A 25,474-nucleotide genomic window follows, 5' to 3' on the forward strand; every position below is an offset into this window, starting at 1 on the left:
GTGATGAGATGAGAAAAGGTGTGATGCGTCCCGGCCACGTACAGCTCCGGGTGTTGGATATCGATGCAGCGGTCCGCCATTACGCGGACCTGATGGGGCTGATCGAGATGGACCGCGACGACCAGGGCCGGGTCTACCTCAAGGCCTGGACCGAAGTCGACAAATTCTCCGTGGTACTCAGGCCCGATGACGAGCCGGGCATGGATTTCATGGGCTTCAAGGTCGTCGACGATGCCACCCTCACCCAATTGGGCAAAGACTTGCAGGCCTGGGGCTGCGCGGTGGAAGAAATCCCCGCCGAAGAACTCAAGGGCTGCGGCCGCCGCCTACGCTTCCAGGCCCCGAGCGGGCACTTTTTCGAGTTGTATGCAGACAAGGAATACACCGGCAAGTGGGGCGTCTCCAACGTCAATCCGGAAGCCTGGCCGCGCGATCTGACCGGCATGAAAGCGGTACGTTTCGACCACTGCCTGCTGTATGGCGACGAACTGGCCGCCACCTATGACCTGTTCGTCAATGTGCTGGGTTTCTATCTGGCGGAACAGGTACTGGACGACAACGGCGACCGTATTGCCCAGTTCCTCACGGTGTCGATGAAAGAGCATGATGTCGCCTTCATCATGCACCCGGAAAAGGGCAAGTTCCACCACGCCTCGTTCTTCCTCGACACCTGGGAGCAGGTCTTGCGCGCCGCCGACCTGATCTCGATGACCGATACCTCGATCGATATCGGCCCGACCCGCCATGGCCTGACCCACGGACAGACCATCTATTTCTTTGACCCCTCGGGCAACCGTAACGAAGTGTTCTGTGGTGGTGACTATCACTACCCCGACCACAAGCCGGTGACCTGGATGGCCAAGGATCTGGGCAAGGCGATTTTCTACCACGACCGTCAGCTCAACGAGCGTTTCCTCAGCGTGCTGACCTGATACACCCCTGTTCGACGAGACTTGCGCAGCCATGAAAGAGATCAAGCATTACATCAACGGTGAATACGTCGGCTCGGCCAATGGCCGGCTGTTCGACAACGTCAACCCGGCCAACGGCAAGGTCATCAGCCGGGTGCACGAGGCCGGCCGCGAAGAAGTCGACGCTGCCGTCAAGGCTGCGCGTGCCGCGCTCAACGGCCCGTGGGGGCGGATGACGGTGGAGCAGCGCACGGCGATCCTGCACAAGGTTGCCGACGGCATCAACGCCCGCTTCGACGAGTTCCTCGAGGCCGAATGCCAGGACACCGGCAAGCCCAAATCGCTGGCCAGCCACATCGACATTCCGCGTGGTGCGGCCAACTTCAAGGTGTTTGCCGACCTGATCAAGAATGTCGCCGCCGAGGCCTTCGAAATGGCCACCGACGATGGCACCGGGGCTCTCAACTATGCGGTACGCCGGCCCAAGGGCGTGATCGGGGTGATCAGTCCGTGGAACCTGCCGCTGCTGCTGATGACCTGGAAGGTCGGCCCGGCGCTGGCCTGCGGCAACACCGTGGTGGTCAAGCCATCGGAGGAAACCCCGACCACCACTGCACTGCTCGGTGAAGTAATGAAAGAAGCCGGAGTGCCGGACGGTGTCTATAACGTGGTGCACGGCTTTGGCGGCAACTCGGCTGGCGCCTTCCTGACCGAACACCCGGACGTTGACGCCTATACCTTCACCGGCGAGACCGGCACTGGCGAAACCATCATGAAGGCCGCCGCCAACGGCGTGCGTCAGGTATCGCTGGAGCTGGGTGGCAAGAACGCTGGCATCGTGTTCGCCGACTGCGATATGGACAAGGCCATCGAGGGCACCCTGCGTTCGGCGTTCGCCAACTGCGGTCAGGTGTGCCTGGGCACCGAGCGGGTGTATGTGCAGAGACCGATCTTTGACGAGTTCGTCGCCCGCCTCAAGGCCGGCGCTGAAGAGTTGGTGATCGGCCCGCCGGACGATGAGCGCAGCAACTTCGGCCCGCTGATCAGTCTCAAGCACCGCGAGAAAGTGTTGTCCTACTACCAGAAGGCGGTCGACGACGGCGCTAACGTGATCACTGGTGGCGGCGTGCCGGACATGCCGGCCGAACTGGCGCATGGCGCCTGGGTACAGCCGACCATCTGGACCGGTCTGCAGGACGACTCGGCGGTGGTCACCGAAGAGATCTTCGGCCCCTGCTGCCATATCCGCCCGTTCGATACCGAGGAAGAGGCCATCGAGCTGGCCAACAGCCTGCCCTACGGCCTGGCTTCGGCGCTCTGGACCGAGAACGTGACCCGCGCCCATCGCGTTGCCGGGCAACTTGAAGCCGGCATCGTTTGGGTCAACAGCTGGTTCCTGCGTGACCTGCGTACCGCCTTCGGTGGCAGCAAGCAGTCAGGTATCGGTCGTGAAGGCGGTGTGCACTCGCTGGAGTTCTACACCGAACTGAAAAACATCTGCGTGAAGCTGTGAGGCGCCCATGACCGCACCTGTCAACAGCCCGGAAGTTGGTCGCAGCATCACTGCTGCCGGTTTCCAGACCAACCTGCACGACAGCGGCACAGGTTTTCCGCTGATGCTAATTCACGGCTCGGGGCCCGGCGTGACTGCCTGGGCCAACTGGCGCCTGATCATGCCGACCCTGGCAGAGTCGCGCCGTGTCATTGCCCCGGACATGCTCGGCTTCGGCTACAGCGAACGCCCGGAGCAGCCTGACTACCGCCGCGATGTCTGGGTCGAGCACGCCATCGGTGTACTCGATACCCTGGGCATCGAACAGGCCGATCTGGTCGGCAACTCCTTCGGCGGCGGCATCGCCCTGGCGTTGGCGATCAAGTACCCCGAGCGTGTGCGTCGGCTGGTACTGATGGGCAGCGTTGGGGTCAGCTTCCCGATTACTCCCGGCCTGGATGAGGTCTGGGGCTATGAGCCGTCGTTCGAGACCATGCGCCGGTTGATGGATACCTTCGCCTACGACCGCAGCCTGGTCACCGACGAGCTGGCCGAGTTGCGCTACCAGGCCAGCATTCGCCCGGGCTTCCAGGAGTCCTTCGCGCAGATGTTTCCGCCCCCGCGCCAGCGCTGGGTCGATGGTCTGGCCAGTGCCGAGGCCGACATCCGCAACCTGCCACACGAAACCCTGGTGATTCATGGCCGCGAGGATCAGGTGATCCCGCTACAGGCGTCACTGCGACTGGCCGAGCTGATTCCCAACGCCCAGTTGCATGTATTCGGCCATTGCGGCCACTGGACCCAGATCGAACATGCCGGTCGCTTCGCGCGGCTGGTGGAAGATTTTCTCAGCGAAGCCGACAGCGCTTCAGGAGCACACTGACCATGGATCAGACCCAGATCAACCAACTCGGCGACGAGCTTTACCAGGCCATGCTCAAGCGTGAAGCAGTCAGCCCACTGACCAGCCGTGGCTTCGATATCAGCATCGAAGACGCCTACCACATTTCCCTGCGCATGCTGCAAAACCGGCTGGATGCTGGTGAGCGGGTGATTGGCAAGAAGATCGGTGTCACCAGCAAGGCAGTGCAGAACATGCTCAATGTGCACCAGCCGGACTTCGGCTACCTGACCGACGCCATGGTTTACAACAGCGGCGAAGCCATGCCGATCAGTGAAAAGCTGATGCAGCCCCGCGCCGAAGGCGAAATCGCCTTCATCCTGAAAAAGGATCTGACCGGCCCGGGCGTGACCAACGCCGATGTTCTGGCCGCCACCGAATGTGTGATGCCGTGCTTCGAGGTCGTCGATTCGCGCATCCAGGACTGGAAGATCGCTATTCAGGACACAGTCGCTGATAACGCCTCCTGCGGCCTGTTCGTGCTCGGTGACCAGGCGGTCTCTCCGCGCCAGGTCGATCTGGTCACCTGCGGCATGGTGGTGGAAAAGAACGGCCAGGTCATCAGCACTGGTGCCGGCGCTGCGGCGCTGGGTTCACCGGTCAACTGCGTCGCCTGGCTGGCCAATACCCTGGGTCAGTTCGGCATTTCGCTGAAGGCCGGTGAAGTCATCCTGTCCGGTTCGCTGGTGCCGCTGGAGCCGGTCAAGGCGGGTGACTTTATGCAAGTCAGCATTGGTGGCATCGGTACAGCCAGCGTGCGCTTTACCTGACTGGATTGCCACGGGCCTGCGGCCCTCGCAATGACGAGCTAGTGCTACCGGCCTCTCTGCCGTCATTGCTAGCGCAGCGAAGCAATCCATGGTTGGCGACCTGAGCTTACCCGGGCGGTTGACTGGACTGCCACGGGCCTGCGGCCCTCGCAATGACGTAGTGGTTTATTCGCACCCACGCCGTCATTGCGAGCATAGCGAAGCAATCCATGGTGCAGGCAATGCCAGCCGCCACAACAGAACAAGTATTACCCCAACGAGGGCATAAACATGAGCAAGAAACTGAAAGCCGCGATCATCGGCTCGGGCAACATCGGCACCGACCTGATGATCAAGATCCTGCGCAACAGCGAGCATATCGCCATGGGCGCCATGGTCGGCATCGACCCCGAATCCGATGGCCTGGCGCGCGCTGCGCGCATGGGCGTGGCTACCACCCACGAAGGGGTGGATGGCCTGGTCAAGATGGCGGAATTTGCCGACATCGACTTTATCTTCGATGCCACTTCGGCCGGTGCCCACCGGCACAATGAGGTGTTTCTGCGCGGCCACAAGCCGGACCTGCGGATCATCGACCTGACCCCGGCGGCCATCGGGCCCTACTGTGTGCCGGTGGTCAACCTTGAGCAACATATCAACGAAACCAACGTCAACATGGTCACCTGTGGTGGCCAGGCCACCATCCCCATGGTCGCCGCGGTCTCACGGGTGGCCAAGGTGCACTACGGCGAAATCGTCGCCTCGATTTCCTCCAAGTCAGCCGGCCCTGGTACCCGCGCCAATATCGACGAGTTCACCGAAACCACCGCCAAGGCGATTGAAGTGATCGGCGGTGCCAAGCGTGGCAAGGCCATCATCATCATGAACCCGGCCGAACCGCCGTTGATCATGCGCGATACCGTCTATGTACTCAGCGAACTGGCTGACCAGGCCGCGGTGGAAGCCTCGGTGGAAGAGATGGTCCAGGCGGTGAACAGCTATGTACCCGGCTACCGCCTGAAGCAGAAGGTGCAGTTTGACGTCATCCCCGAAGACCAGCCACTGAACGTCCCCGGCCTTGGTCACCTGAGCGGGCTGAAAACCTCGATCTTCCTCGAAGTCGAAGGCGCTGCCCATTACCTGCCGGCCTACGCTGGCAACCTCGACATCATGACCTCCGCTGCGCTGGCTACCGCCGAGCGTATGGCGCAGTCGATGACCCAGGCCTGAGGAGACCATCATGAGCTTCAATCCCGGCAAGAAACTCTACATCTCTGACGTCACCCTGCGTGACGGCAGCCATGCCATCCGCCACCAGTACTCGATCAAGAACGTGCAGGATATTGCCCGTGCACTGGACCAGGCCAAGGTCGACTCGATCGAAGTCGCCCACGGTGACGGCCTGCAGGGCTCCAGCTTCAACTACGGCTTCGGCGCGCATACCGATCTGGAATGGATCGAAGCGGTCGCTGAAGTAGTGACCCACGCCCAGATCGCCACCCTGTTGCTGCCCGGCATCGGCACCATCCACGACCTGGATAACGCCTACAACGCCGGTGCGCGCATTGTGCGCGTCGCCACCCACTGCACTGAGGCCGATGTGTCCAAACAGCACATCGAACACGCGCGCAAGCTGGGCATGGACACCGTCGGCTTTCTGATGATGAGCCACATGCAGACCCCGCAGGGTTTGGCCCAGCAGGCGAAGATGATGGAAGACTACGGCGCCACCTGCCTGTATGTCGTCGACTCTGGCGGCGCCATGGGCATGCAGGATATCCGTGACCGCTTCCGCGCCCTGAAAGACGTACTCAAGCCCGAAACCCAGACCGGCATGCACGCCCACCACAACCTCAGTCTCGGGGTGGCCAACTCCATCGCCGCGGTGGAAGAGGGCTGTGACCGCATCGACGCCAGCCTGGCCGGCATGGGTGCCGGAGCCGGCAACGCACCGCTGGAAGTCTTTATTGCCGCCGCCGAGCGCCTCGGCTGGGAGCATGGCACCGACCTGTACACCCTGATGGATGCCGCCGATGACATCGTCCGGCCGCTGCAGGATCGTCCGGTGCGGGTCGACCGCGAAACCCTGGCCCTCGGTTATGCCGGGGTCTACTCCAGCTTCCTGCGTCACTCGGAAGTGGCGGCACAGAAGTATGGGCTGAAGACCGTCGACATTCTGGTCGAGCTGGGCAAGCGCCGGATGGTCGGCGGTCAGGAAGACATGATTGTGGATGTGGCACTGGATCTGTTGAAAAAACAGGAGCAATCGGCATGAAAGAGCAGAAAAGAACCCTGACCCGTGAGCAGGTGCTGGCGCTGGCTGAGCATATCGAGAATGCCGAACTGCAGGCCCACGACATTCACAAGATCACCAATGACTACCCGGACATGACCTTTGCCGACGCCTACGATATCCAGTGGGAAATCCGTCGGCGCAAGGAGGCCCGCGGCAACAAGATTGTCGGCCTGAAGATGGGCCTGACCTCCTGGGCCAAGATGGCGCAGATGGGGGTGGAAACCCCGATCTACGGGTTCCTCGCCGATTACTTCAGTGTGCCGGATGGTGGCGTGGTGGATACCAAAGAACTGATCCACCCGAAGATCGAGGCAGAAATTTCCTTCGTTACCAAGGCTCCGCTCAAGGGCCCGGGCTGTCATATCGGTGATGTGCTGGCAGCCACTGATTATGTGGTGCCGACTGTCGAGGTGATCGATTCACGCTACGAGAACTTCAAGTTCGATTTGATCAGCGTGGTGGCCGATAACGCTTCTTCGACCCGTTTCATTACCGGCGGGCAGATGGCCAATGTCGAAGACGTCGACCTGAAGAACTTCGGTGTGGTGGTGGAAAAGAACGGTGAGGTAGTCGATGTCGGTGCCGGTGCCGCAGTACTCGGGCACCCGGCCTCCAGCGTCGCCATGCTGGCCAACCTGCTGGCCGAGCGCGGCGAACACATCCCGGCTGGCAGCTTCATCATGACCGGCGGCATCACCGCGGCGATCACGGTCGAGGCCGGGGACAATATCAGTGTGCGTTACCAGGGGCTGGGCAGTGTGACCTGCCGGTTTGTCTGAGGAGAGAACTATGCCGATTGCACAATTGCACATTCTTGAAGGCCGCAGCGACGAGCAGAAGGAAACGCTGATCCGCGAGGTCAGCGAAGCCATCGCCCGGGCGCTGGATGCGCCGCTGCCGAGTGTCCGGGTAATCATCAGTGAGATGCCGAAAGCACATTTCGGGATTGGTGGCGAGCCGGCGAGCAAGGTCAGACGCTAAGACGGCTCCGGGAGGCAGCTATGGCATCCACGCGCACGTTACCGGCGCTGTTTCTGTCCTGCCGCGATGGCCGGCCTGCAGTATCTCGTCCGGCACCGTTGATCAGTCGGCTGGTTGAGCCGGGCACGGCGGTCGAGGCTGTGGTGTTCATCACCATTGAGCACACCGGGTGTGGTGCGCGGCTGTCCGCCGGCCCTGCCGGCAGTGAGCGGCTAGAGAGCCTGGCCAATCTGCTGGCTGAGCAGGGGCTTGCGGTCCAGGTCGAACGCTTGCCGCACCCGGCGCTGGCGGATGTCGCGGCGGAGTTGTGTGAACCGGCCCCGGGTGAATGCATCGTGCTGTGTTTGAGCCGGGACTTGGGCGCATGGCGGTGTCGCCAGGTCGGTCAGGCCCTGAGTACCTGGCGTGATGACCGTGTTTTGCTGGTGTGTCTGGATCGGGTGCGCGAAGACGCCCGGGCCGAAGCCCAACGACCGCTGCATGACCCGTACTGGCGTGGCTTGATGAGTCACTGGGTCGAGCAGCAGCAATGGCAGCAGGCTATGAGCGGCAATGTCGAGCTGGCCTATGAGTCGGGGTTCGACGATGACGGTACCGATACCTTGTGCCTGTTGCAGGCGGCATTCGGTCTGGGTGGTCAGCATATGCCCGAGCGCCTGTTTGGCTTCGACCTGGATGATCATCAACGCGCTCTGGCCGGTTACGGCTGGATGAACTGAGGAGGTCTGTATGGCTGAACTGAGTCAGCAGTCCAGCTTGCACTGGGAGGTGGCGCTGGCGGCGGCCCAGGCGGCAATGGCGCATGCCCGACAGCTGAACATCAAGGTGCATGTTGCCGTGGTGGACCGGGCCGGGCTGGAACTGGCCTATCTGCGCCACAACGACGCATTCCTGCATTCGGCCGATATCGCCCGTGACAAGGCCTATACCGCCGCCGGTTTCGGTTTCCCGACCAGCGCCTGGCTCGGCATTCTCGAGGCCAACCCGGCCATGCGTCTGGGTTTTCCCCAGCGCCCCCGGCTGGTGGTGTTTGGCGGAGGGCTGCCGGTTCTGGTCCAGGGGCAGTGCGTTGGCGGTATCGGTGTCTCCGGTGGTTCGGAAGCCGAGGACGAGGCCTGCGCCCGGGCCGGGCTACGGGCTATCGGTCTGGAGAGCGACTGACCGTCGGTCAGCGCAGTATATCGACTCAGGTCCATGGGCGTACCATGGGCCTATTGCCGTTTTGGCTGGACCACACAGCCCATAACAACAATGACAAGGAGGGAGCATGGCTACCCATCCGCTACCCCAACTGCCTTTCGCCAGCCGCAGCATTCTGGCTTCGACCGATTATGCCGAGGCCGAAGCGCTGATCAACAGCAATCTCAATGAGCAGCGCAGCGTGCTGCCCAGCCGGGCGCGGGCCCAGGCCGACATTCAGATCACCTTGCAAGCCCTGTCTGAAATCAAGCTGTTCGGTGCCCATTGGGGCGATGCCGTGACCGTGCGTTCCTCGCCATTGGCCTGTTGGCCCGGCATTTTGCCGTTGACCGGCGGCGTCAGTTGTCGTCAGGGTGGCCAGAGCGCTGGCGCCGGCGAACTGCTGCTGTTTGCCCCCGAACATGAGATCGACATTACCTGGCACGATGACACCCGTGCGGTGGTCATGGCGCTGAACACCGGTTTGTTGCGTGAACATCTGGCAAGCCAATATCAGCTGGAGTTGCCGCAGGTGCGCCAGCGGGTGCTGAGCATCGGTCGCGAGCATCCGGCCCTGGCCAGTCTTGGTCACCTGTTGCAATTGACCGATGCCGAATTGCGCCAGGGCGGTGGCCTGCTGAACTCGGCGCTGGCGCAGCGCCAGTTCCAGTCGCTGTTCTGTGAGACTTTGCTGCAACTGGTGCCGGAGTTGCAGGCTCTGCCTGAGCGCCAGGTCTTGCCCGGTTTGGTCAAGCGTGCGGTGGATTTCATTCATGCCCATCTGGATCAACCGCTGGGTATCGATGATCTGGTGCGGATCAGTGGTGCCAGCCGTCGCAGCCTGGAACAGGCTTTCCGCTTCAGCCTGCAGACCAGCCCGATGCGCTATGTTCTGCACTGCCGGCTTCAGGCGGCCCACCAATGCCTGCGTCAGGCCCATCCCGGTGAGCTGCAACTGGCCGACGTGGCTTTTCGCTTTGGCTTCTCCCAGCCTAGTCATTTCACCACTGCCTACAAGCAGGCCTTTGGCGAACTACCGTCGCAGACATTGGCGCGTTAGGAAAACACTGATTAAATCAGTTCCGGTGCTGGCCCAATTGTCGCAGACCTGTTCTGGACACGCCGTGAACCCATCCATGGGGGCTTGACGATACCCGTCCGGGGCATCGACAGTCCAGAACAGGTCTGCGCCAACAGGGCTTCTGGGCTTGCGTGCAATTAATCAGTGTTTCCTTAGACGACAACACCCGGCCAGGCCGGGTGTTGTCGTTAGTGCCGGTCGAATTGTTTACTTGAAGCAGTACTCGAACAGGCAGGTCTCGAAGCCGTAGCGGATGTTGAATTCGCCTTCCAGCACGTTGTTGCGCTCGACATAGGCGTCCCAGTCCTTGAGCAGTTCGGCCAGCTTCTCGGGCTTGGCCTCGGCCAGGTCGTTGCTTTCGGTCGGGTCGTCGGCCAGGTTAAACATCTGCCAGGCGCCCTTGCCGTAGGGTGAGGTCATCCAGCTCAGTTTCCAGTCACCCTTGCGCAGCGCCTTGCGTCCGAACAGTTCCCAGCCGATCGCGTGTTCCGGCAGGCTCTGGCCCTGCAGCGCCGGCAGAATCGAGATACCCTGCATTGGCTCGACCGGGCGCCCCTTGAACTCGGGGGCTGGATGCTCGACCCCTGCCAGTTCGAGGAAGGTCGGCATCAGATCCATGACATGCATGATCTCGCGGTTGATGCCGCCAGGCTGGTCAACACTGGCATGACGGATGATCGCCGGTACCTGTACGCCACCCTGGGTGGTCAGACCCTTGAAATACGGGAGTGGGGTCGAACCGACCTGGGCCCACTGGGCGCCGTAGTCGATGTAGGAACCCTTGCGGCCCATGTTTTCCAGGCTGTTGTCGAACGCCTCGTTCATCCACACGTCGTTGCCAGGCAGGCCCAGCGGGCTGTTGCCGTCGGCGCCATTGTCAGACAGGAAGATGATGAAGGTGTTGTCGTACTGCCCGGTCTGTTTCAGGTAGTCGAACAGCCGACCGATGTGATGATCCATGTTGTCGACCATTGCCGCGTAGACTTCCATGCTGCGCGCTTCGCGGGCTCTTTGCTCGTCGCTTAGTTGATCCCAGCTCGGCAGTACACCCTGCATCGGCAGGTGCGGTTCGACATTGGCGTCGATCAGCCCCAGGCGCTGCATGTTTGCCAGTCGCTGCTGGCGGATCGCTTCATAGCCGGCGGCATAACGCCCTTCATATTTGTCCAGCCACTCATCCGGTGCATGCAACGGCCAGTGCGGTGCGGTATAGGACAGCAGGGCAAAGAACGGCTTGCCGGTTTCCCGGTCGGTTTCGATGTAGTCGATCAGTTTGTTGGTGTGAAACTCGGTGGAGAAGAAGCCCTTGGGCACTTCGACCTGCTGGCCGTCTTCGCGGTAGATGGCCTTGGGGTCGACGCTGATGATCGCGGTCATGTCGTCGAAATGGCTGGCACCGCCTTGGACCAGAATGTATGAGCGGTCAAAGCCACGGTTTTTCGGGCTCAGTTCTTCAGTGCGGCCCAGGTGCCACTTGCCGGTGGTATAGGTGCTGTAACCAGCGTCCTGCAGCACTTCGGCCAGATTGGCCACGCGCTGATTTAGATAGCCCTCATAACCGGGCTGGCCCTGCTGGAACGGCTGCATCAGTTCGGCCATGTTGCCCAGCCCGGCAATATGGCTGTCAGTACCGGACATCATCATGGCCCGGGTTGGCGAGCAGGTCGGCGCAGTGTGGAAGTTGGTCAGGCGCAGGCCTTCGCCAGCCAGCGCATCGAGGTTGGGGGTGTCGATCTCACCGCCGTAGCTGCCCAGATCGCTGTAGCCCAGATCGTCAGCCATGATGATCAGGAAGTTGGGCCGCTCGGCGGCGTGGCTGGTGGCGCTGATGAGGCCGCAGGTGAGGGCGGCCAGGGCCAGGTGCTTGAACTTCATTGAGGTGTCCTCTCTTGTTGTTGTGACTCAGAAACGGAATGAACTGCGCAGGGCAACGAACTGGGTACTTTGCCCGCCGGCGCTGCGCACCACGCTGCCGGCCTTGAAGTACTGGTAGTCCAGATCCAGGGTCAGGTTGGCGGTCGGGGTCCAGCGGGCATTGAGCCGGTAGTTGGTGCCGATGTCGCGGCCGCCGACGGCGGTGCTGCCCGGCACTACCTGCATACCGGGCAGGTAGATGGCGTCGTCACTGCTCTGGCGCCAGTGCTTGAAGATCGCTGGTTCGATACGCAGATCGTGGCGTGGCGAGAAAGCCAGCATCGGGCCGACCAGCAGCAGGTTGGCCGGGTTGGTCAGGCCGGTTTCGCCATACACACCGCCACGCGGGAAGTGCGGGTCGAAAGTCTCGGCGCGGCCATCGGTGGGGTCGTCATCACCGGAAGACAGATCGACCCGCACCGCCAGACGCGGCTTCCAGACCTGGTCGAAGGTGTAGCCCGACTCGCTCCAGATACCCCAGGCGCGAATCGACTGACCGGCGAAGTGGCCGCGTTGATGCATGAAATCCCAGCTCCAGTCGTAGCCGTCATGCCGACCGAACAGCCGGGTACCGAGGGTGTAGCGTTTTTCCCGGCCAAGCGTGCCGAGCAGGGGGCGTTGCTTGCGTTCCAGACCCATGGCGTACAGGTCGATGCCGGTAACCTGGGTCTGCGGCAGGCTGGCGTAGAGGCCGTAGAAGCGGGTGTTGTTGTCGGACTTGTCATCGAAGTTGCCATCTTCGTGGCGCACGGTGCGCATGGCAAAGGCGTCCAGTGTGCGACCACCCTGACCGTTCAGGGTCAGGCGCAGGCCGTCGAAGGTCTGGCGGATATTCGGGGTTTCGGCGTAAGTCACCAGCGCGTGCACGCCATAGGCCATTTCCTGGCGTCCGGCGCGAACCCGCAGGCGCTGCTGGCCCAGATCGAGGTTGCTTTCAACGAAGGCCTGATGAATGTCGTTACGACTTTCATCGCGCGGGTTTTGCAGCTCCTTGCCCCAACTGCGGGTGTTTTCCAGTTGTACAAAGGCGCGCAGGCGGTCATCCAGCAGGTGCAGGTCGGCATGCAACTGGGCGCGTTGTTGCAGGTAATTGTCCTTGTGCACCGGGGTCAGGCCGAACAGCGGCTGGCGCACATTGTCGGCCCGGTAGCGCAGCTCGCCGCCCAGTTGCAGCCAGGCCGAGTCGTTCAGGCGGTGATAACGGTAGCTGTCGAACCAGTCGGTACGTTTGGCCGGGTCGTCGAGGAAGCGGTAATCCTCCAGCCAGCGCGGCAGGCCGGGGCGTAGCGGCCGGCTCTGCTCCAGCGGGTTGGCTCCAGGTGCCTGGGCCTGGGCCGGCGGGCTCACGGCGCCAGCTACCAGCAGGGCAGGGATGGACAGGGCAGTAATCAAGGTACGCATGTGCTTGTGGTCCCATCATTGTTGTTATCGGGACCTTGAGTATCCTGCGTGGACTGCGCCGGCGTTATCGCCAGTGCGCAGTGACTTGCGACGCTGCGCAACAAGCTGCGCTATGGCAGCTCATATCCGCGGTCGATATGGCTTCTCGACGAGACATGGGCGCGCTACTTTCGGGCATATACAAGAACAACATCACTCCATGGAGGCGTGTCGTGAGCTCAGAACTGCGCTGGTTGAATGCCTATCCCGATAGTGTGCGCTGGGACGCGCCGTTGCCACAGCGCAGCGTCGATGCGCTACTGGCCGAGGCGGTAGCGGCTTATGCCGAACGCCCGGCGCTCGACTTTCTCGGCAGCAAGCTCAGCTATGCCGAGCTGGACCAACTGATCCAGCGGGCCGCCTGTGGGTTGCAGCGCCTGGGCGTCGGCCCCGGCGTGCATGTGGGGCTGTATCTGCCCAACTGCCCGCATTACTTCATCAGTTTCTTTGCCGTGTTGCGGGCCGGCGGCACGGTGGTCAACTATTCGCCGCTGGATGCCGAGCGTACTCTGGCGCACAAGATCGAGGACAGTCAGACCGACATCATGGTCACCCTGGATCTGGCCGCGTTCTACCCGAAAATGGCTGCGCTGCTGACCAGCAGCCGTCTGCGCGCGTTGGTGGTGGGCCAACTGACCGAATTCAATACGGCGGTTGAGCCGGCGGTCGCGACCCAGTTGGGGCCGTCTGCCGAGGTGATCTATAGCGCCGATTGTCAGCGCTTCACCGCCCTGCTGGATAACAACGGCGAGCTCAAGGCCCATCCGTTGGATGATCCGAAAACCGTGTTGGCGGTGCTGCAATATACCGGTGGCACCACCGGTCTGCCCAAGGGCGCTATGCTGACCCACGGCAATATCAGCAGTTCCTGCGCGCAATTGCGCGAGATTCTCGCCAGCTATCTGCAGCCGGGCCAGGAGCGGGTGCTGGCGGTGCTGCCGCCATTTCATATCTATGCGTTGATGATCAACATGGTGTTCAGTCTGCACCTGGGAGCGGAGATCTACCTGCATCCGCGCTTCGATGCCGAGACGGTGCTGCGCGAGATCGACCGCAACCGGATCACCACCTTCCCCGGGGTGCCGACCATGTTCATCGGTCTGCTGGCCCATCCGCTGACTGCTGAGCTGGATCTGACTTCGCTGAAGATGTGCAACTCCGGCGGTGCTCCGCTGCCGCTGGATGTCCAGCAGCGTTACCAGCAGGTCGCCGGTTGCGCCCTGCGCGAAGGCTGGGGCATGACCGAAACCACCACCACCGGGACTTTTACGCCCAAGGATGCTGAGCCGCATCCGGGCTCCTGTGGTTTGCCGGTGCCGGGCTGCCGGATCAGGATTTTGCCGCTGGATGGCAGAGATCGTGAGCTGGCGCCGGGTGAGCGCGGCGAGGTATGCATCAGTGGTCCGAACATCACCGCTGGCTACTGGAAACGGGCCGACGCCAGCGCCGAGGCCATGACCGCCGACGGCTTTTTACGGACCGGAGATGTCGGCTATATGGATGCCGACGGCTGGGTGTATATCGTCGACCGCACCAAGGACATGATTCTGTGCAGTGGCTATAACGTCTACCCGCGGGTGATCGAGGAAGCCATCTACGAACATCCGGCAGTCGAGGAGGTTTCGGTGATCGGTATCGACGATCCCTATCGCGGTCAGGCACCCAAGGCCTTTATAAAGCTCAAGGCTGGTGCCGAGGCATTCGACTTCGCCACGCTGCAGGCGTTTCTTGAGTCGCGTCTGGGCAAGCATGAACGGCTGGCGGCCATGGAGATTCGCGAAGCGTTGCCCAAGACCCCGGTGGGCAAGCTGTCGAAGAAGGAACTGGTCGACGAGGAGCGCCAGCGCAGTCAGGCTTGCGCCTGAGCGCCCGGCCTTGCGTCAGCGCGCAAGATTTGCTGACGCCGGGCTGGACGCAGAGCCGTTGACCGGCGACCATGCCTGCAAACAATAACCCACAGGCATTCGGTTGATGGCTCATTCCAGCTGGTCACGCTCACTGGCCCCGATGCTGGCACTGTTGCTGCTGGGGCTGGCGATTGCCGGCTGGTGGTGGACCCAGAGCCCACGGTCGCCGGTAACGGTGTCCCAGCCCGAATCGGTGCTAGCCAGCCCGGCACCCTTGACCGCCGAGTTCGTCGGTAGCCAAACGTGCGCTGGCTGTCACACCAAGCAGCACAGCGCCTGGCAGGCGTCCCAGCATGCCCATGCGATGGCCCACGCCAGCGTCGAGACGGTGCTCGGCGACTTCAACGATCAGCATTTTGACTATGCCGGTGTGCGCTCGCGCTTCAGTCAGCGTGACGGCCGTTTTTTCGTCAACACCGATGGTCCCGACGGCAGTCTGAGCGAGTTCGAGGTGCTCTATACCTTTGGCCTGGAGCCGTTGCAGCAGTATCTGGTCGATCTTGGCGCTGGCCGCTTGCAAGCGCTGTCGATTGCCTGGGACACGCGCCCGGCAGAGCAGGGCGGGCAGCGCTGGTTCCACATCTATCCGGATGAGGCGATCAGTCATGCTGACCCGCTGCACTGGACCCGGCCGAGCCAGAACTGGAACTTCATGTGCGCCGACTGCCATGTCACTGACTTTCGCAAGCAGTACGATACCCAGAGCGACAGTTTCGCCAGCACCTGGGCCGAACTCGGGGTCGGCTGCGAGGCCTGCCATGGTCCTGGCAGTGCGCATCTGACCTGGGCCGCTGGCGAACTGGAACACCAGGATCAGGGGCTGCTGCGCCAGTTCAGCGAGCGCCGCGACATGCACTGGCTGTATGAGCTGGAGCGGGTCACTGCGCGGCGCAGTGTGGCGCCGGGCGAGCGCACCGAACAGGCCGTCTGCGCCCAGTGTCACAGCATGCGCAGCCAGGTGACCGAAGGTTTCCAGCACGGCGGCGCACTGCTCGATCACTACCGCCCGGAGCTGTTGCGTGATCCGCTCTATCATGCCGACGGTCAGCAACGTGAAGAGGTGTTCATCAGCGCCTCCTTTGCCCAGAGCCGAATGCATGCGGCCGGAGTCACCTGCAGCGATTGCCACGAGCCACACAGCCAGCGTCTGCGCGCCGATGGCAACGCACTGTGTGCCACCTGCCACAGCCCCAGGCATTTCGATCAGCCCAGTCATCATTTCCACTCGCCGGGTTCGCCCGGTGCCCAGTGCGTCAACTGCCATATGCCGCAAACCACTTACATGGTCATCGACCCGCGGCGCGATCATCAACTGAGTGTGCCGCGTCCGGACCTGACCCTGGCGCTTGGCACGCCGAATGCCTGCAGTGGCTGTCATAGCGATCAGACGCCGGACTGGGCCGCGCAACATATTGAAAACTGGTTCCCCTCCGGCCAGTGGCGTCAGGCCCATTTCGCCAGCGCCTTTGCCGCTGCCGACGCCGGTGATCCGGCGGCCCAGACTGATTTACAGGCCCTGGTGCGCGACCCGGCGCTGGCCCCGGTGGTGCGCGCCAGTGCTGCCCGGCGTCTGCTTCCTGGCATAGACCCGCAGGCCTGGGCCCTGTTGGCAGAGCAACTGCGCAGTGACGATCCGCTGCTGCGTCAGGGCGCGCTGGAAGCGTTCGAAAATGCGCCGCAGGAGCCGCGTCAGCAGTGGTTGCCAGCGTTGCTGGACGATCCGCAGCGCAGCCTGCGGGCCAGTGCCGCCAGGCTGCTGGCCGATGTGTCCTTGCCGGCGGCCCGGCAGCCGGCTTTCACCCGGGCGCTGGCGGAATACGAGGCTGAGTTGGGGCTGCATGCTGACCGGGCCGACTACCTCAACCAGTTCGGCCTGCTGCGTCTGCGCCAGGGCCGCGCCGGTGAGGCCGAGCAGTACTGGGATCAGGCGCTGCGCCGCGATCCGCAACATAGTGCCAGCCGCCTCAATCTGGCCGACCTGTTACGGGCTCAGGGCCGTGAGCTGGCGGTTGACCGGTTGCTGCGTGATGGGCTGCTGGCGCAGCCGCAAGAGGGGCTGCTGCATTATGCGTTGGGGCTGTCGCTGGTTCGTCAGCAGCGCAGCGATGAAGCTATCGCCGCGCTACGCCAGGCCTATCGGTTGCGCCCTGAGGATCCACGCATGGGGTATGTGCTGGCCGTAGCACTGGAGCCGCAGCGTCCCGAGGAGGCCTTGAGCTTGTTGGCGCAGGCCAGCGAACGTCACCCGTTCGACCGCAACCTGCTGTGGGCCGGGGCCAGCTTCAGCGTCAGGCACCAACAGCTGGCGGCTGCCCGTGACTATGCCGAGCGGCTTTTGGCGCTGGAGCCGGAGCACCCGGGGGCCCGGCAGCTGTTGCGGCAACTGCCGGCGCTGGATTCAGGCCGATAGCTGGTTAGGCCTTGCCCAAGCTTCGCGGGTTTTAAGACCGCTGGTCGGGCTGCCTGGCTTTGCCGCATAATGCCGACTTTTATCCGGGAGATGGATCGCTCATGTTGCTGGCTCTGGGTGCGGTGATTGTCGGACTGGCCTTGTTGGTCTGGAGTGCTGACCGGTTTGTCGATGGTGCTTCGGCAACGGCTACCCATGCCGGTGTGCCGCCCTTGTTGATCGGCATGCTGATCATCGGTTTTGGCACCTCGGCGCCGGAGATGGTGGTTTCGGCGCTGGCGGCGATGCAGGGCAATCCTGGCCTGGCGCTGGGCAATGCCTATGGCTCGAACATCGCCAATATAGGCCTGGTGATTGGTCTGGTGGCGCTGATCAGTCCGATTACCGTGCACTCTCAGGTGATTCGCAAGGAGCTGCCGATCCTGCTCGGGGTCACCGCGCTGGCCGGCTGGCAACTGCTCAATGGCCAGCTCAGCCGGCTGGATGCCTGGGTATTGCTGGCAGCGTTCTTTCTGCTGATGGGCTGGTCGGTCTGGCAGGGCATCCGTGGCCGTGGCGATGCCTTGGGCAGCGATCTGGAAGCCGAGGTCAAGGACCATGCCATGCCGTTGGGCCGGGCGCTGTTCTGGCTGTTGTTCGGCCTGGTCTTGCTGGTGGTCAGTTCGCGGATTCTGGTCTGGGGCGCGGTCAGTATCGCTCAGGGCCTGGGAGTCAGTGATCTGATTATCGGTCTGACCATAGTCGCGGTTGGCACCTCGCTGCCGGAACTGGCCTCGTCACTGGCGGCGATCCGCAAGAACGAGCACGATCTGGCCTTGGGTAACGTGATTGGCTCGGGCCTGTTCAATACCCTGGCGGTGGTCGGGATTGCTGCCGGCATCATGCCGTTGGCGGTTGAGCCGGCGGTACTGTACCGCGATTGGGTGCTGATGGCGGGCCTGACCGTGGCACTGTTTGCCATGGGCTTTGGCCTCAAGGGCCGGCAGGGGCGGATCAGCCGTCTGGAAGGCGGGCTGTTGCTGGCGGTGTATATCGGCTACAGCGGTTATCTGGTTTCGACCATCCTCAGTCCCTGAACTCTGCCGCCAGGGCTTGAAGCATCCGGTATGACTTTTGGTCGGCTTGACTGGGGCTCTGGGGTCGGCCCCGTGTATCATGCCTCACTGAACAGCCTGGAGTGTGATTCCGTTGAGCGATATGACTGACAGTAGCCGCGCCACCCCGCAGCACAAACCCCGGCCGATGATCGACCTGCTGGTCAGCATCGTCATCCCCTCGGTGATCCTGATGAAATTCAGTGGCGAGCAGCACCTGGGGCCAACGCAAGGCCTGCTGGTCGCCCTGGTATTTCCGTTGGGCTGGGGCCTGTTCGAGCTGGTGCGCTACCGCAAGTACAACTTCATCGCTTTGCTCGGTCTGATCAGCGTCGGTCTGACCGGCGGTATCGGCCTGCTCAAGCTTGATCCGCAGTGGCTGGCGATCAAGGAAGCGGCGGTACCTGGCATCATCGGCCTGGCGGTATTGATCTCGACTCGCACCCGCTATCCGCTGATTCGGACCCTGCTGTACAACAAGAAGGTACTCAATGTCGAGCTGATCCACGAGCGTCTGGTCGAGCGCGGGCTGGTCGAGGTGTTCGAAGCGCGTCTGCTCAAGGCCACTTATTTCCTGGCCGGCACCTTCTTCTTTTCCTCGACCATGAACTACATTGTCGCCAAATGGATTGTGGTCAGCCCGGCCGGCACCCAGGCGTTCAATGAGGAGCTGGGCAAGATGACCCTGGTCAGCTATCCGATGATTGCGATTCCGTCGATGATCATGATGATGCTCATCCTGTTCTACCTGTGGCGTACCATCCACGGCCTGACCGGGCTGAAGATGGAAGAGATTGTGGCCGAGCATCTGACTGAAAAGGCTTAATGCTCAAGGGCTGGGAGGTGTGATCACACCTCCAGCCAGTCTCCTCAGGCTACAGCCCCTCCAGCGCCGCGCGCAGGGTGGCGACGGTACGCTCGGGGTTGTGCAGCTTGTCCAGCCCGAACAGGCCGATGCGGAAGGTGCGGAACCCGGCCGGCTCGTCGCACATCAGCGGTACGCCGGCGGCGGTTTGCAGGCCATGGGCCAGGAAGGCGCTGCCATTGTGGATGCGTTCGTCGCCTGTATAACTGACGACTACGCCCGGCGCGCCGAAGCCTTCGGCGGCAACACTCTTGAAGCCTTTTTCGGCCAGCAGCTGGCGTACCGCCTGACCGAGCGCCAATTGCTCCTGCTTGACCTTGTCGAAGCCGTAGTCGCGGGTTTCCAGCATGGTGTCGCGGAACTGCTTGAGCGCATCGGTAGGCATGGTCGCGTGGTAGGCATGACCGCCGTTCTCGTAGGCCTGCATGATTTGCAGCCACTTCTTCAGGTCGCAGGCAAAGCTGTTGCTGGTGGTGTCCTGGATAGCTTCAAGAGCGCGTTCGCCGAGCATTACCAGGGCGCTGCAGGGTGATGCGCTCCAGCCTTTCTGCGGGGCGCTGATCAGGATGTCGACGCCGCAGGCCTGCATGTCGACCCAGACTGTGCCGGAGGCGATGCAGTCGAGTACGAACAGGCCGCCGACCTCATGTACCGCATCGGCGACTGCGCGCAGGTAGTCATCGGGCAGGATGATCCCGGCGGCGGTTTCCACGTGCGGGGCGAAGACCACGGCGGGCTGGTGCTGGCGGATCGCAGCGACGACCTCGTCAATTGGGGCCGGGGCGAAGGCACCCTGGCCACCGGCTTCGATCTGGCGAGCCTTGAGCACGATTTCCTCGGCCGGCAGGCGGGCCATTTCGAAGATCTGGCTCCAGCGGTAACTGAACCAGCCGTTGCGGATCACCAGGCAGCGCTGATCCTGGGCAAACTGGCGGGCTACCGCTTCCATACCATAGGTCCCGCCACCGGGTACTACGGCTACGGCGGCGGCGTTGTAGACATCCTTGAGGGTGCCAGAAATGTCGCGCATGACCTGCTGGAAGGTTTGCGACATGTGGTTCAGTGAGCGGTCGGTGAAAACCACCGAGTATTCGAGCAGGCCTTCAGGGTCGATGGCGGGAACCAGCTTGGACACGGGCATTCTCCGGATTCAGACGGACAAGACGCCCGGGCTTGCCCGGGCATTGATGCCACATCCTAACCTGATTTGCCGCAGGAATCAGTCTTGTTCGCGGCTCAAATGGAAGAAGAAGTCAGTCGGCTTGCCCTTGATGTCACCCAGGCCGATGACCACCTCGTCATTGACCTTGCGAAAATAGTCCATGATCGGTTGCTGGTCGTAGATCAGCGCTGCAGAAACCACTCCGGCGTATTTCATTTCACGCATCTGGGCTCGGCCCAGGCCCTCGAAGGTGGCTACGGTGCCGTCCGGGCCATGGACCAGCAGGGGCTCGACATCGGTCAGGGAGTTGAAGCGCTTGCCGTACCAGTTGATCGGGTCCGGTTCAGCGCCGCCGCCGAATTTGCCGCCTTTCCAGGTACCGAGCATGAGCTCGGGGCTGACCGGTTCGAGCTGCTCGAACAGCGGCATCAGCGTCTCGGCCTGGTAGGCCTGGCCGCTGGCGATCATCTCCAGCCAGCGCTGCTCCAGCTCATCAGCCAGGGCTGGGCTGCTCAGGACGGCACTCAGGCCGAGTGCGGTCAGGGTTTTGCGGGTCTTGCTCATGTCATGTCCTCGTGTTGTGACGGGGCATGAACGGACGGTCAACCGGTACACAGACTCCAGCAAGCATCACGGGCCGCATCGATGTCGGCCTGATCGAGCGTGATGTGGCCATCGCGCTCGCTCTTGATCAGGTGCACGAAGGCCCCCCAGACCAATGACATCAACACTTCCGGCCGCACATCCTGGCGGAAGGTGCCCTGCTGTTGCAGGCTGCGGTACTGGGCCAGGATCGGACGCAGGAGGTCGTGCTCCAGCGTGCGGCTGGCCTCGTCCAGATATGGACGATGGTCCTGCAGCTCAAGGAAACGATAAGCGTGCGGTGCTTCACGAGTGAAGGCCAGCATGCGCTGCCAGATCACATCGAACAGTTCTCGCGCCGGTCGGCTCAGGTCAAGGTCGCGGTACAGGCTCAGGTGCAGGGCCTGTTTTTCTTCGCGGAACAGTTCGTTGACCAGGGTTTCCTTGCTGTCGAAATACCGGTAGATGGTACCGGTGCCGACACCGGCCTGTTCGGCCAATACCGGCATCGGTACGCCATTGACGCCGCCTTCGGCAAAGACCTTGAGCGCCGCCTGAAGAATGGCGGTGCGCTTGTCCTTGATCCGTGGGCGGGGTTTGCGGGTAGCTGCTGAACGAGTATTCATTGGCGCATTCTACCTGCAATTGACCGTCTGTCCATCCCCTGGGTTTCAGGTGTAGAAGGTTTGGTAGGGCTGGAAAATGCAGATGTTGGTGCCGCCCATGCTGTTGCCGTCGGTTAACTCGGAAAAGTAGGTAAAGGCGCTGCCGGCCTTGAGTTCGACCGGGATGCGAATGCGATTGCGGTTCTTGCCGGCCTCCGGGTTGCTGAAGCGCTCAAGAAAGATGTTGTCCCACCAGTACAGGTTTTGCGGATCGAACTCCTTGCTGTTGCTGGCCTCGCAGATGCGGAAGACGGTCCAGCAATCGACGCCGCTTAGTTCCTTGAGCGAGTCGCAGGTCACTTCGACGCCGGTCAGCGCAGTGCCGGCTGGCAGCTGCTGGCCCTGACCGGGTTGATAGCTGGCCTTGAGCCGTTCGCGCTGCGGCAGATAGGCGGCCATCAGTTTGTCTGACGGGGCATTGTCCTGTACCCGGGAAATGGTCTTGACGCTGCCATCCTTGCACTTGACTTCGATGACGTACTCGCCGGGCTCCATGAATCCGCTGTAGAGGTTGATCATGTACCAGTGCGAGTTGGTGGTGCGGTCGAAGATATGGCCGTTGAGGTTGCTGATGGTATAGGGCTGGTTGGCGACTTCGGCCACGTAGCCGTTGGGGCCGCGGGCGGTGATGCTGTCGATCAGCTCATGCACCGGGTCGCCGCCGGTGGGATAGAAGGCGATCAGGAACTTGTGTTGTTCCTTGGGCAGCCCGGTGTTTTCGAAGTCCATGTAGACGTTGCAGGCCATCAGATCGTACAGCTCGACTTTACCTTGAGGCATGGTGTTCTCCTGGTTGTTGTGCTTATGAATGAATGTTCATTCAATATAGGAAGAGTAATCGCTGAGCCCGGGCTTGCCAAGTGTTTTCCTGACCAGAGGCTGTAAATGACAACGGGGCGCCAGGCGCCCCGTTGGGAGTTGAGCCGAGGCTCAGTTGCGGCGGCTTTCGACGACCGCTTTCCAGGTCACCGGATCATCTTCCGGCGGTGGCATGCGTGCGCGCTTGTCGGCACTGCGGATCAGGAACCAGGCCAGCAGGGTGAACAGGCCCACCGCCAGCAGGATCAGACTGGCAATCGCATTGATCTCCGGCTTGACCCCCAGACGCACCGAGGAGAACACCTCCATCGGCAGGGTGGTGGCGCCGGGACCGGAAACGAAGCTGGCCAGTACCAGGTCATCGAGTGACAGGGTGAAGGACAGCAGCCAGCCGGCGGCGATCGACGGTGCGATCATCGGTACGGTGATCAGCAGGAAGGTCTTCCACGGCGGCGAACCCAGGTCCATGGCCGCTTCTTCGATCGACTGGTCGAGCTCGCGCAACCGGCCGCTGACGACGATGGCGACATAGGCGGTACAGAAGGTGGTATGCGCGATCCAGATGGTCATGATGCCGCGCTCGGCCGGCCAGCCAATCAGCTGAGCCATGGCCACGAACAGCAGCAGCAGTGACAGACCGGTGATCACCTCGGGCATGACCAGCGGCGCGGTGACCATGCCGGAGAACAGCGTGCGGCCCTTGAAACGCTTGATCCGGGTCATCACGAAGGCGGCCAGGGTGCCCAGCGCCACCGCCGCGTTGGCGGTGTAGAAGGCAATCTGCAGGCTGCGTTTGACCGCATTGATCAGTTGGGTGTTGTCCAGCAGGCCAACATACCAGTGCACTGACCAGCCGCCCCAGACGGTTACCAGCCGTGAGGCATTGAACGAGTAGATGACCAGAATGACCATCGGGATGTAGATGAACGCCAGCCCGACCCAGAGCATGATGGTGGAGAAACTGAAGCGTGAACTGTTCATGCGTTCTTCTCCATTTCCTTGGCCTGGTTGTAGTGGAAGAAAATGATCGGGATCAGCAGGATCAGCAGCATCACGATCGCCAGCGCCGAGGCTACCGGCCAGTCGCGGTTGTTGAAGAACTCCTGCCACAGCACTTTGCCGATCATCAGGGTTTCCGGGCCGCCCAGCAGTTCGGGAATCACGAACTCGCCGACCACCGGGATGAACACCAGCATTGAGCCGGTGATGATGCCGGTCTTGGACAGCGGCACGGTGACCTTCCAGAACGCTTTGATCTTGCTGGCACCCAGATCCATTGCCGCTTCCAGCAGAGTGTCGTCATGCTTGACCAGGTTGGCGTATAGCGGCAGAACCATGAACGGCAGGTAGGCATAGACCACGCCGATATACACCGCGGTATTGGTGTTAAGGATCTGCATCGGGGTGCTGATCAGGCCCAGCGACATCAGGGTCGAGTTGAGCAGACCGTTGGTGCTGAGGATGCCCATCCAGGCATAGACCCGGATCAGGATCGCGGTCCAGGTCGGCATCATGATCAGCAGCAGAAACACCAATTGCTTGTCACGCGGGGCTTTGGCGATGGCATAGGCCATCGGGTAGCCGAGCACCAGGCAAACCAGGGTCGAGTAGAAGGCGATCTTCAGTGAGCCCAGATAGGCTGAGAAATACAACGCATCCTGGGTCAGGAACAGGTAGTTGCCCATGTTCAGTACGATATTCAGCGACTGCTGGGCGTACTGGAAAATCGGCTCATAGGGTGGAATGGCAATGGCGGCCTGCGAGAAGCTGATCTTCAGCACGATGGCGAAGGGCAGCAGGAAGAACAGGAACAGCCACAGATAGGGAACGCTGATGACCCAGAAGCGTCCCCGCGGCAACAGTCTGGAGAGCATCTTGTTCATGAGTGCAGTACCACCCCGCTGTCATCGTCCCAACTGACATAGACCTGATCTTCCCAGGTCGGGCGTGGGAGCCTGCGTTCGGAATTGGCGAAGAAGGCCTGGACGATCAGCCCGCTGTCGAGCTTGATGTAGTACACCGAATGGCCCCCCAGGTAGGCGATATCGTGGACCTTGCCGTGCGCCCAGTTGTACTCCTGCTCGGGCTTTTCAGTGCTGACCATGACCTTTTCCGGGCGCAGGGCGTAGGTGATGCTTTTTTCCTGGGCGCGGGTGGTGATGCCGTGGCCGACATAGATTGGGCGATCCAGCTGCTGGCACTCGATGATCGCATGGTCTTCCATGTCGGCGGTGATCTGGCCCTCGAAGATGTTGACGCTGCCGATGAACTCGGCGACGTGACGGCTGGCCGGGCTTTCGTAGATGTCCATCGGGGTGCCGACCTGGGCGATCCAGCCCTGATGCATGATGGCGATGCGCTGGGCCATGGTCATGGCCTCTTCCTGGTCGTGGGTCACCATGATGCAGGTCACGCCGACCCGTTCGATGATTTCCACCAGCTCCAGTTGCATCTGGGTTCGCAGCTTCTTGTCCAGTGCGCCCATGGGCTCGTCGAGCAGCAGCAGCTTGGGCCGCTTGGCCAGCGAACGGGCCAGGGCCACCCGCTGGCGCTGGCCACCGGAGAGCTGATGCGGTTTGCGCCGGGCGTATTCGGTCATGTGCACCAGCTTGAGCATTTCTGCTACCCGCTCCTTGACCTCGGTCTTGGACAGTTTGTCCTGCTTGAGGCCGAAGGCGATGTTCTGCTCCACACTCATGTGTGGAAACAAGGCGTAGGACTGGAACATCATGTTGATTGGCCGCTCGTAGGGCGGCAGGTTGGTAATATCCTGACCGTCGAGCAGGACTCGACCTTCTGTTGGTCGCTCGAAGCCGGCCAGCATGCGCAGCAGGGTGGACTTGCCGGAACCAGAGCCGCCGAGCAGGGCGAAGATTTCCCCGCGGTTGATGGTAAGGCTGACATCATCGACGGCCAGCGCTTCGTCGAAACGCTTGCTGACACGGTCGATCTTGACGAATTCATCGGGTTTTACCTTGGCCATGGCTTGCTTCATGGCACCTGCTGCACCAACCATAGGATTTCTC

At 61.9% G+C, this 25,474-nt stretch carries 24 protein-coding genes; 15 read left to right on the forward strand and 9 right to left on the reverse strand.

Annotation, left to right across the window (positions count from 1 at the left end; genetic code table 11):
- The first annotated feature begins 8 nt into the window (after window positions 1-8).
- The 11 genes from C2846_RS09330 (at window position 9) to C2846_RS09380 (ending at window position 9,569) form a co-directional block, all read left to right on the forward strand.
- Window positions 9-932, forward strand: a complete 924-nt coding sequence (locus tag C2846_RS09330; protein WP_119701315.1) for a catechol 2,3-dioxygenase — start codon at window positions 9-11, stop codon at window positions 930-932.
- A 31-nt stretch (window positions 933-963) separates the two neighbouring features.
- Entirely contained in the window at window positions 964-2,424 is a 1,461-nt protein-coding gene (locus tag C2846_RS09335) for a 2-hydroxymuconic semialdehyde dehydrogenase (RefSeq protein WP_119701316.1), read from the forward strand.
- Between the two features lie 7 nt (window positions 2,425-2,431).
- On the forward strand, window positions 2,432-3,286 hold the full coding sequence (locus C2846_RS09340) for an alpha/beta fold hydrolase (RefSeq protein WP_119701317.1): 855 nt from the start codon (window positions 2,432-2,434) through the stop codon (window positions 3,284-3,286).
- Between the two features lie 2 nt (window positions 3,287-3,288).
- Window positions 3,289-4,074, forward strand: coding sequence for a 2-oxopent-4-enoate hydratase (dmpE, locus tag C2846_RS09345; RefSeq protein WP_119701318.1), 786 nt, complete (start codon window positions 3,289-3,291; stop codon window positions 4,072-4,074).
- Between the two features lie 270 nt (window positions 4,075-4,344).
- Window positions 4,345-5,283, forward strand: coding sequence for an acetaldehyde dehydrogenase (acetylating) (locus C2846_RS09350; protein ID WP_119701319.1), 939 nt, complete (start codon window positions 4,345-4,347; stop codon window positions 5,281-5,283).
- Between the two features lie 10 nt (window positions 5,284-5,293).
- The gene (gene dmpG / locus C2846_RS09355; protein ID WP_119701320.1) at window positions 5,294-6,328 is read left to right on the forward strand and encodes a 4-hydroxy-2-oxovalerate aldolase; all 1,035 of its coding nucleotides are present in this window, start codon (window positions 5,294-5,296) and stop codon (window positions 6,326-6,328) included.
- A complete protein-coding gene (gene dmpH / locus C2846_RS09360) occupies window positions 6,325-7,128 on the forward strand; it encodes a 2-oxo-3-hexenedioate decarboxylase (protein ID WP_080049217.1) in 804 nt (267 codons plus the stop codon). The genes dmpG and dmpH overlap by 4 nt, the downstream gene beginning before the upstream one ends.
- Window positions 7,129-7,138: 10 nt before the next feature.
- On the forward strand, window positions 7,139-7,330 hold the full coding sequence (locus tag C2846_RS09365; protein ID WP_080049218.1) for a 2-hydroxymuconate tautomerase: 192 nt from the start codon (window positions 7,139-7,141) through the stop codon (window positions 7,328-7,330).
- Window positions 7,331-7,350: 20 nt separating this feature from the next.
- Window positions 7,351-8,049 carry a hypothetical protein gene (locus tag C2846_RS09370; protein ID WP_119701321.1) on the forward strand — a complete coding sequence of 233 codons (699 nt, stop codon included), beginning with the start codon at window positions 7,351-7,353 and terminating at the stop codon, window positions 8,047-8,049.
- Window positions 8,050-8,059: 10 nt separating this feature from the next.
- Window positions 8,060-8,491: a GlcG/HbpS family heme-binding protein gene (locus tag C2846_RS09375; RefSeq protein ID WP_080049220.1), complete on the forward strand. Its 432-nt coding sequence runs from the start codon at window positions 8,060-8,062 to the stop codon at window positions 8,489-8,491.
- 106 nt (window positions 8,492-8,597) lie between these two features.
- The gene (locus C2846_RS09380; RefSeq protein ID WP_119701322.1) at window positions 8,598-9,569 is read left to right on the forward strand and encodes an AraC family transcriptional regulator; all 972 of its coding nucleotides are present in this window, start codon (window positions 8,598-8,600) and stop codon (window positions 9,567-9,569) included.
- Between the two features lie 228 nt (window positions 9,570-9,797).
- Here C2846_RS09380 and C2846_RS09385 read toward each other — a convergent pair whose 3' ends face one another.
- Both C2846_RS09385 and C2846_RS09390 read right to left on the reverse strand, forming a co-directional pair.
- A complete protein-coding gene (locus tag C2846_RS09385; RefSeq protein ID WP_119701323.1) occupies window positions 9,798-11,465 on the reverse strand; it encodes an arylsulfatase in 1,668 nt (555 codons plus the stop codon).
- A gap of 27 nt (window positions 11,466-11,492) precedes the next feature.
- Complete coding sequence (locus tag C2846_RS09390; protein ID WP_119701324.1) at window positions 11,493-12,905, reverse strand: alginate export family protein; 1,413 nt, start codon at window positions 12,903-12,905, stop codon at window positions 11,493-11,495.
- Between the two features lie 212 nt (window positions 12,906-13,117).
- On the opposite strand from C2846_RS09390, the gene C2846_RS09395 reads away from it, so the two are divergent.
- The 4 genes from C2846_RS09395 (at window position 13,118) to C2846_RS09410 (ending at window position 19,181) form a co-directional block, all read left to right on the forward strand.
- Window positions 13,118-14,809: a long-chain-fatty-acid--CoA ligase gene (locus C2846_RS09395; RefSeq protein WP_240638184.1), complete on the forward strand. Its 1,692-nt coding sequence runs from the start codon at window positions 13,118-13,120 to the stop codon at window positions 14,807-14,809.
- Window positions 14,810-14,915: 106 nt separating this feature from the next.
- On the forward strand, window positions 14,916-17,261 hold the full coding sequence (locus C2846_RS09400; protein WP_119701326.1) for a multiheme c-type cytochrome: 2,346 nt from the start codon (window positions 14,916-14,918) through the stop codon (window positions 17,259-17,261).
- A 101-nt stretch (window positions 17,262-17,362) separates the two neighbouring features.
- Window positions 17,363-18,337 carry a calcium/sodium antiporter gene (locus C2846_RS09405; RefSeq protein ID WP_080049226.1) on the forward strand — a complete coding sequence of 325 codons (975 nt, stop codon included), beginning with the start codon at window positions 17,363-17,365 and terminating at the stop codon, window positions 18,335-18,337.
- Window positions 18,338-18,458: 121 nt separating this feature from the next.
- The gene (locus tag C2846_RS09410) at window positions 18,459-19,181 is read left to right on the forward strand and encodes a VC0807 family protein (protein WP_095624636.1); all 723 of its coding nucleotides are present in this window, start codon (window positions 18,459-18,461) and stop codon (window positions 19,179-19,181) included.
- A gap of 49 nt (window positions 19,182-19,230) precedes the next feature.
- On the opposite strand, the gene C2846_RS09415 is transcribed toward C2846_RS09410, so the two are convergent.
- From C2846_RS09415 to C2846_RS09445, 7 genes are all read right to left on the reverse strand, one after another.
- Entirely contained in the window at window positions 19,231-20,355 is a 1,125-nt protein-coding gene (locus tag C2846_RS09415; protein ID WP_119701327.1) for an aminotransferase class V-fold PLP-dependent enzyme, read from the reverse strand.
- An 84-nt stretch (window positions 20,356-20,439) separates the two neighbouring features.
- Window positions 20,440-20,946, reverse strand: a complete 507-nt coding sequence (locus tag C2846_RS09420) for a DUF4334 domain-containing protein (RefSeq protein ID WP_119701328.1) — start codon at window positions 20,944-20,946, stop codon at window positions 20,440-20,442.
- A gap of 38 nt (window positions 20,947-20,984) precedes the next feature.
- Entirely contained in the window at window positions 20,985-21,590 is a 606-nt protein-coding gene (locus C2846_RS09425) for a TetR/AcrR family transcriptional regulator (protein WP_119701329.1), read from the reverse strand.
- A gap of 45 nt (window positions 21,591-21,635) precedes the next feature.
- Complete coding sequence (locus C2846_RS09430) at window positions 21,636-22,409, reverse strand: hypothetical protein (protein ID WP_119701330.1); 774 nt, start codon at window positions 22,407-22,409, stop codon at window positions 21,636-21,638.
- Window positions 22,410-22,559: 150 nt separating this feature from the next.
- Window positions 22,560-23,429 (reverse strand): ABC transporter permease subunit, encoded by an 870-nt coding sequence (locus tag C2846_RS09435; RefSeq protein WP_080049232.1) that lies wholly within the window; start codon window positions 23,427-23,429, stop codon window positions 22,560-22,562.
- Entirely contained in the window at window positions 23,426-24,307 is an 882-nt protein-coding gene (locus tag C2846_RS09440) for an ABC transporter permease subunit (RefSeq protein WP_165443800.1), read from the reverse strand. The genes C2846_RS09435 and C2846_RS09440 overlap by 4 nt, the downstream gene beginning before the upstream one ends.
- Window positions 24,308-24,327: 20 nt before the next feature.
- Window positions 24,328-25,464, reverse strand: a complete 1,137-nt coding sequence (locus C2846_RS09445; protein WP_119701331.1) for an ABC transporter ATP-binding protein — start codon at window positions 25,462-25,464, stop codon at window positions 24,328-24,330.
- Window positions 25,465-25,474 lie beyond the last annotated feature (10 nt).

The sequence above is a fragment of the Pseudomonas jilinensis genome, assembly GCF_003586265.1.
GTDB lineage: Bacteria > Pseudomonadota > Gammaproteobacteria > Pseudomonadales > Pseudomonadaceae > Halopseudomonas > Halopseudomonas phragmitis.

Bases quoted from the DNA above. Each gene is read 5' to 3' on its own strand.
- C2846_RS09330 (WP_119701315.1), top strand. From the start codon at position 9: ATGAGAAAAGGTGTGATGCGTCCCGGCCACGTACAGCTCCGGGTGTTG.
- C2846_RS09335 (WP_119701316.1), top strand. From the start codon at position 964: ATGAAAGAGATCAAGCATTACATCAACGGTGAATACGTCGGCTCGGCC.
- C2846_RS09340 (WP_119701317.1), top strand. From the start codon at position 2,432: ATGACCGCACCTGTCAACAGCCCGGAAGTTGGTCGCAGCATCACTGCT.
- dmpE (WP_119701318.1), top strand. From the start codon at position 3,289: ATGGATCAGACCCAGATCAACCAACTCGGCGACGAGCTTTACCAGGCC.
- C2846_RS09350 (WP_119701319.1), top strand. From the start codon at position 4,345: ATGAGCAAGAAACTGAAAGCCGCGATCATCGGCTCGGGCAACATCGGC.
- dmpG (WP_119701320.1), top strand. From the start codon at position 5,294: ATGAGCTTCAATCCCGGCAAGAAACTCTACATCTCTGACGTCACCCTG.
- dmpH (WP_080049217.1), top strand. From the start codon at position 6,325: ATGAAAGAGCAGAAAAGAACCCTGACCCGTGAGCAGGTGCTGGCGCTG.
- C2846_RS09365 (WP_080049218.1), top strand. From the start codon at position 7,139: ATGCCGATTGCACAATTGCACATTCTTGAAGGCCGCAGCGACGAGCAG.
- C2846_RS09370 (WP_119701321.1), top strand. From the start codon at position 7,351: ATGGCATCCACGCGCACGTTACCGGCGCTGTTTCTGTCCTGCCGCGAT.
- C2846_RS09375 (WP_080049220.1), top strand. From the start codon at position 8,060: ATGGCTGAACTGAGTCAGCAGTCCAGCTTGCACTGGGAGGTGGCGCTG.
- C2846_RS09380 (WP_119701322.1), top strand. From the start codon at position 8,598: ATGGCTACCCATCCGCTACCCCAACTGCCTTTCGCCAGCCGCAGCATT.
- C2846_RS09385 (WP_119701323.1), bottom strand. From the start codon at position 11,465: ATGAAGTTCAAGCACCTGGCCCTGGCCGCCCTCACCTGCGGCCTCATC.
- C2846_RS09390 (WP_119701324.1), bottom strand. From the start codon at position 12,905: ATGCGTACCTTGATTACTGCCCTGTCCATCCCTGCCCTGCTGGTAGCT.
- C2846_RS09400 (WP_119701326.1), top strand. From the start codon at position 14,916: ATGGCTCATTCCAGCTGGTCACGCTCACTGGCCCCGATGCTGGCACTG.
- C2846_RS09405 (WP_080049226.1), top strand. From the start codon at position 17,363: ATGTTGCTGGCTCTGGGTGCGGTGATTGTCGGACTGGCCTTGTTGGTC.
- C2846_RS09410 (WP_095624636.1), top strand. From the start codon at position 18,459: ATGACTGACAGTAGCCGCGCCACCCCGCAGCACAAACCCCGGCCGATG.
- C2846_RS09420 (WP_119701328.1), bottom strand. From the start codon at position 20,946: ATGAGCAAGACCCGCAAAACCCTGACCGCACTCGGCCTGAGTGCCGTC.
- C2846_RS09425 (WP_119701329.1), bottom strand. From the start codon at position 21,590: ATGAATACTCGTTCAGCAGCTACCCGCAAACCCCGCCCACGGATCAAG.
- C2846_RS09430 (WP_119701330.1), bottom strand. From the start codon at position 22,409: ATGCCTCAAGGTAAAGTCGAGCTGTACGATCTGATGGCCTGCAACGTC.
- C2846_RS09435 (WP_080049232.1), bottom strand. From the start codon at position 23,429: ATGAACAGTTCACGCTTCAGTTTCTCCACCATCATGCTCTGGGTCGGG.
- C2846_RS09445 (WP_119701331.1), bottom strand. From the start codon at position 25,464: ATGGTTGGTGCAGCAGGTGCCATGAAGCAAGCCATGGCCAAGGTAAAA.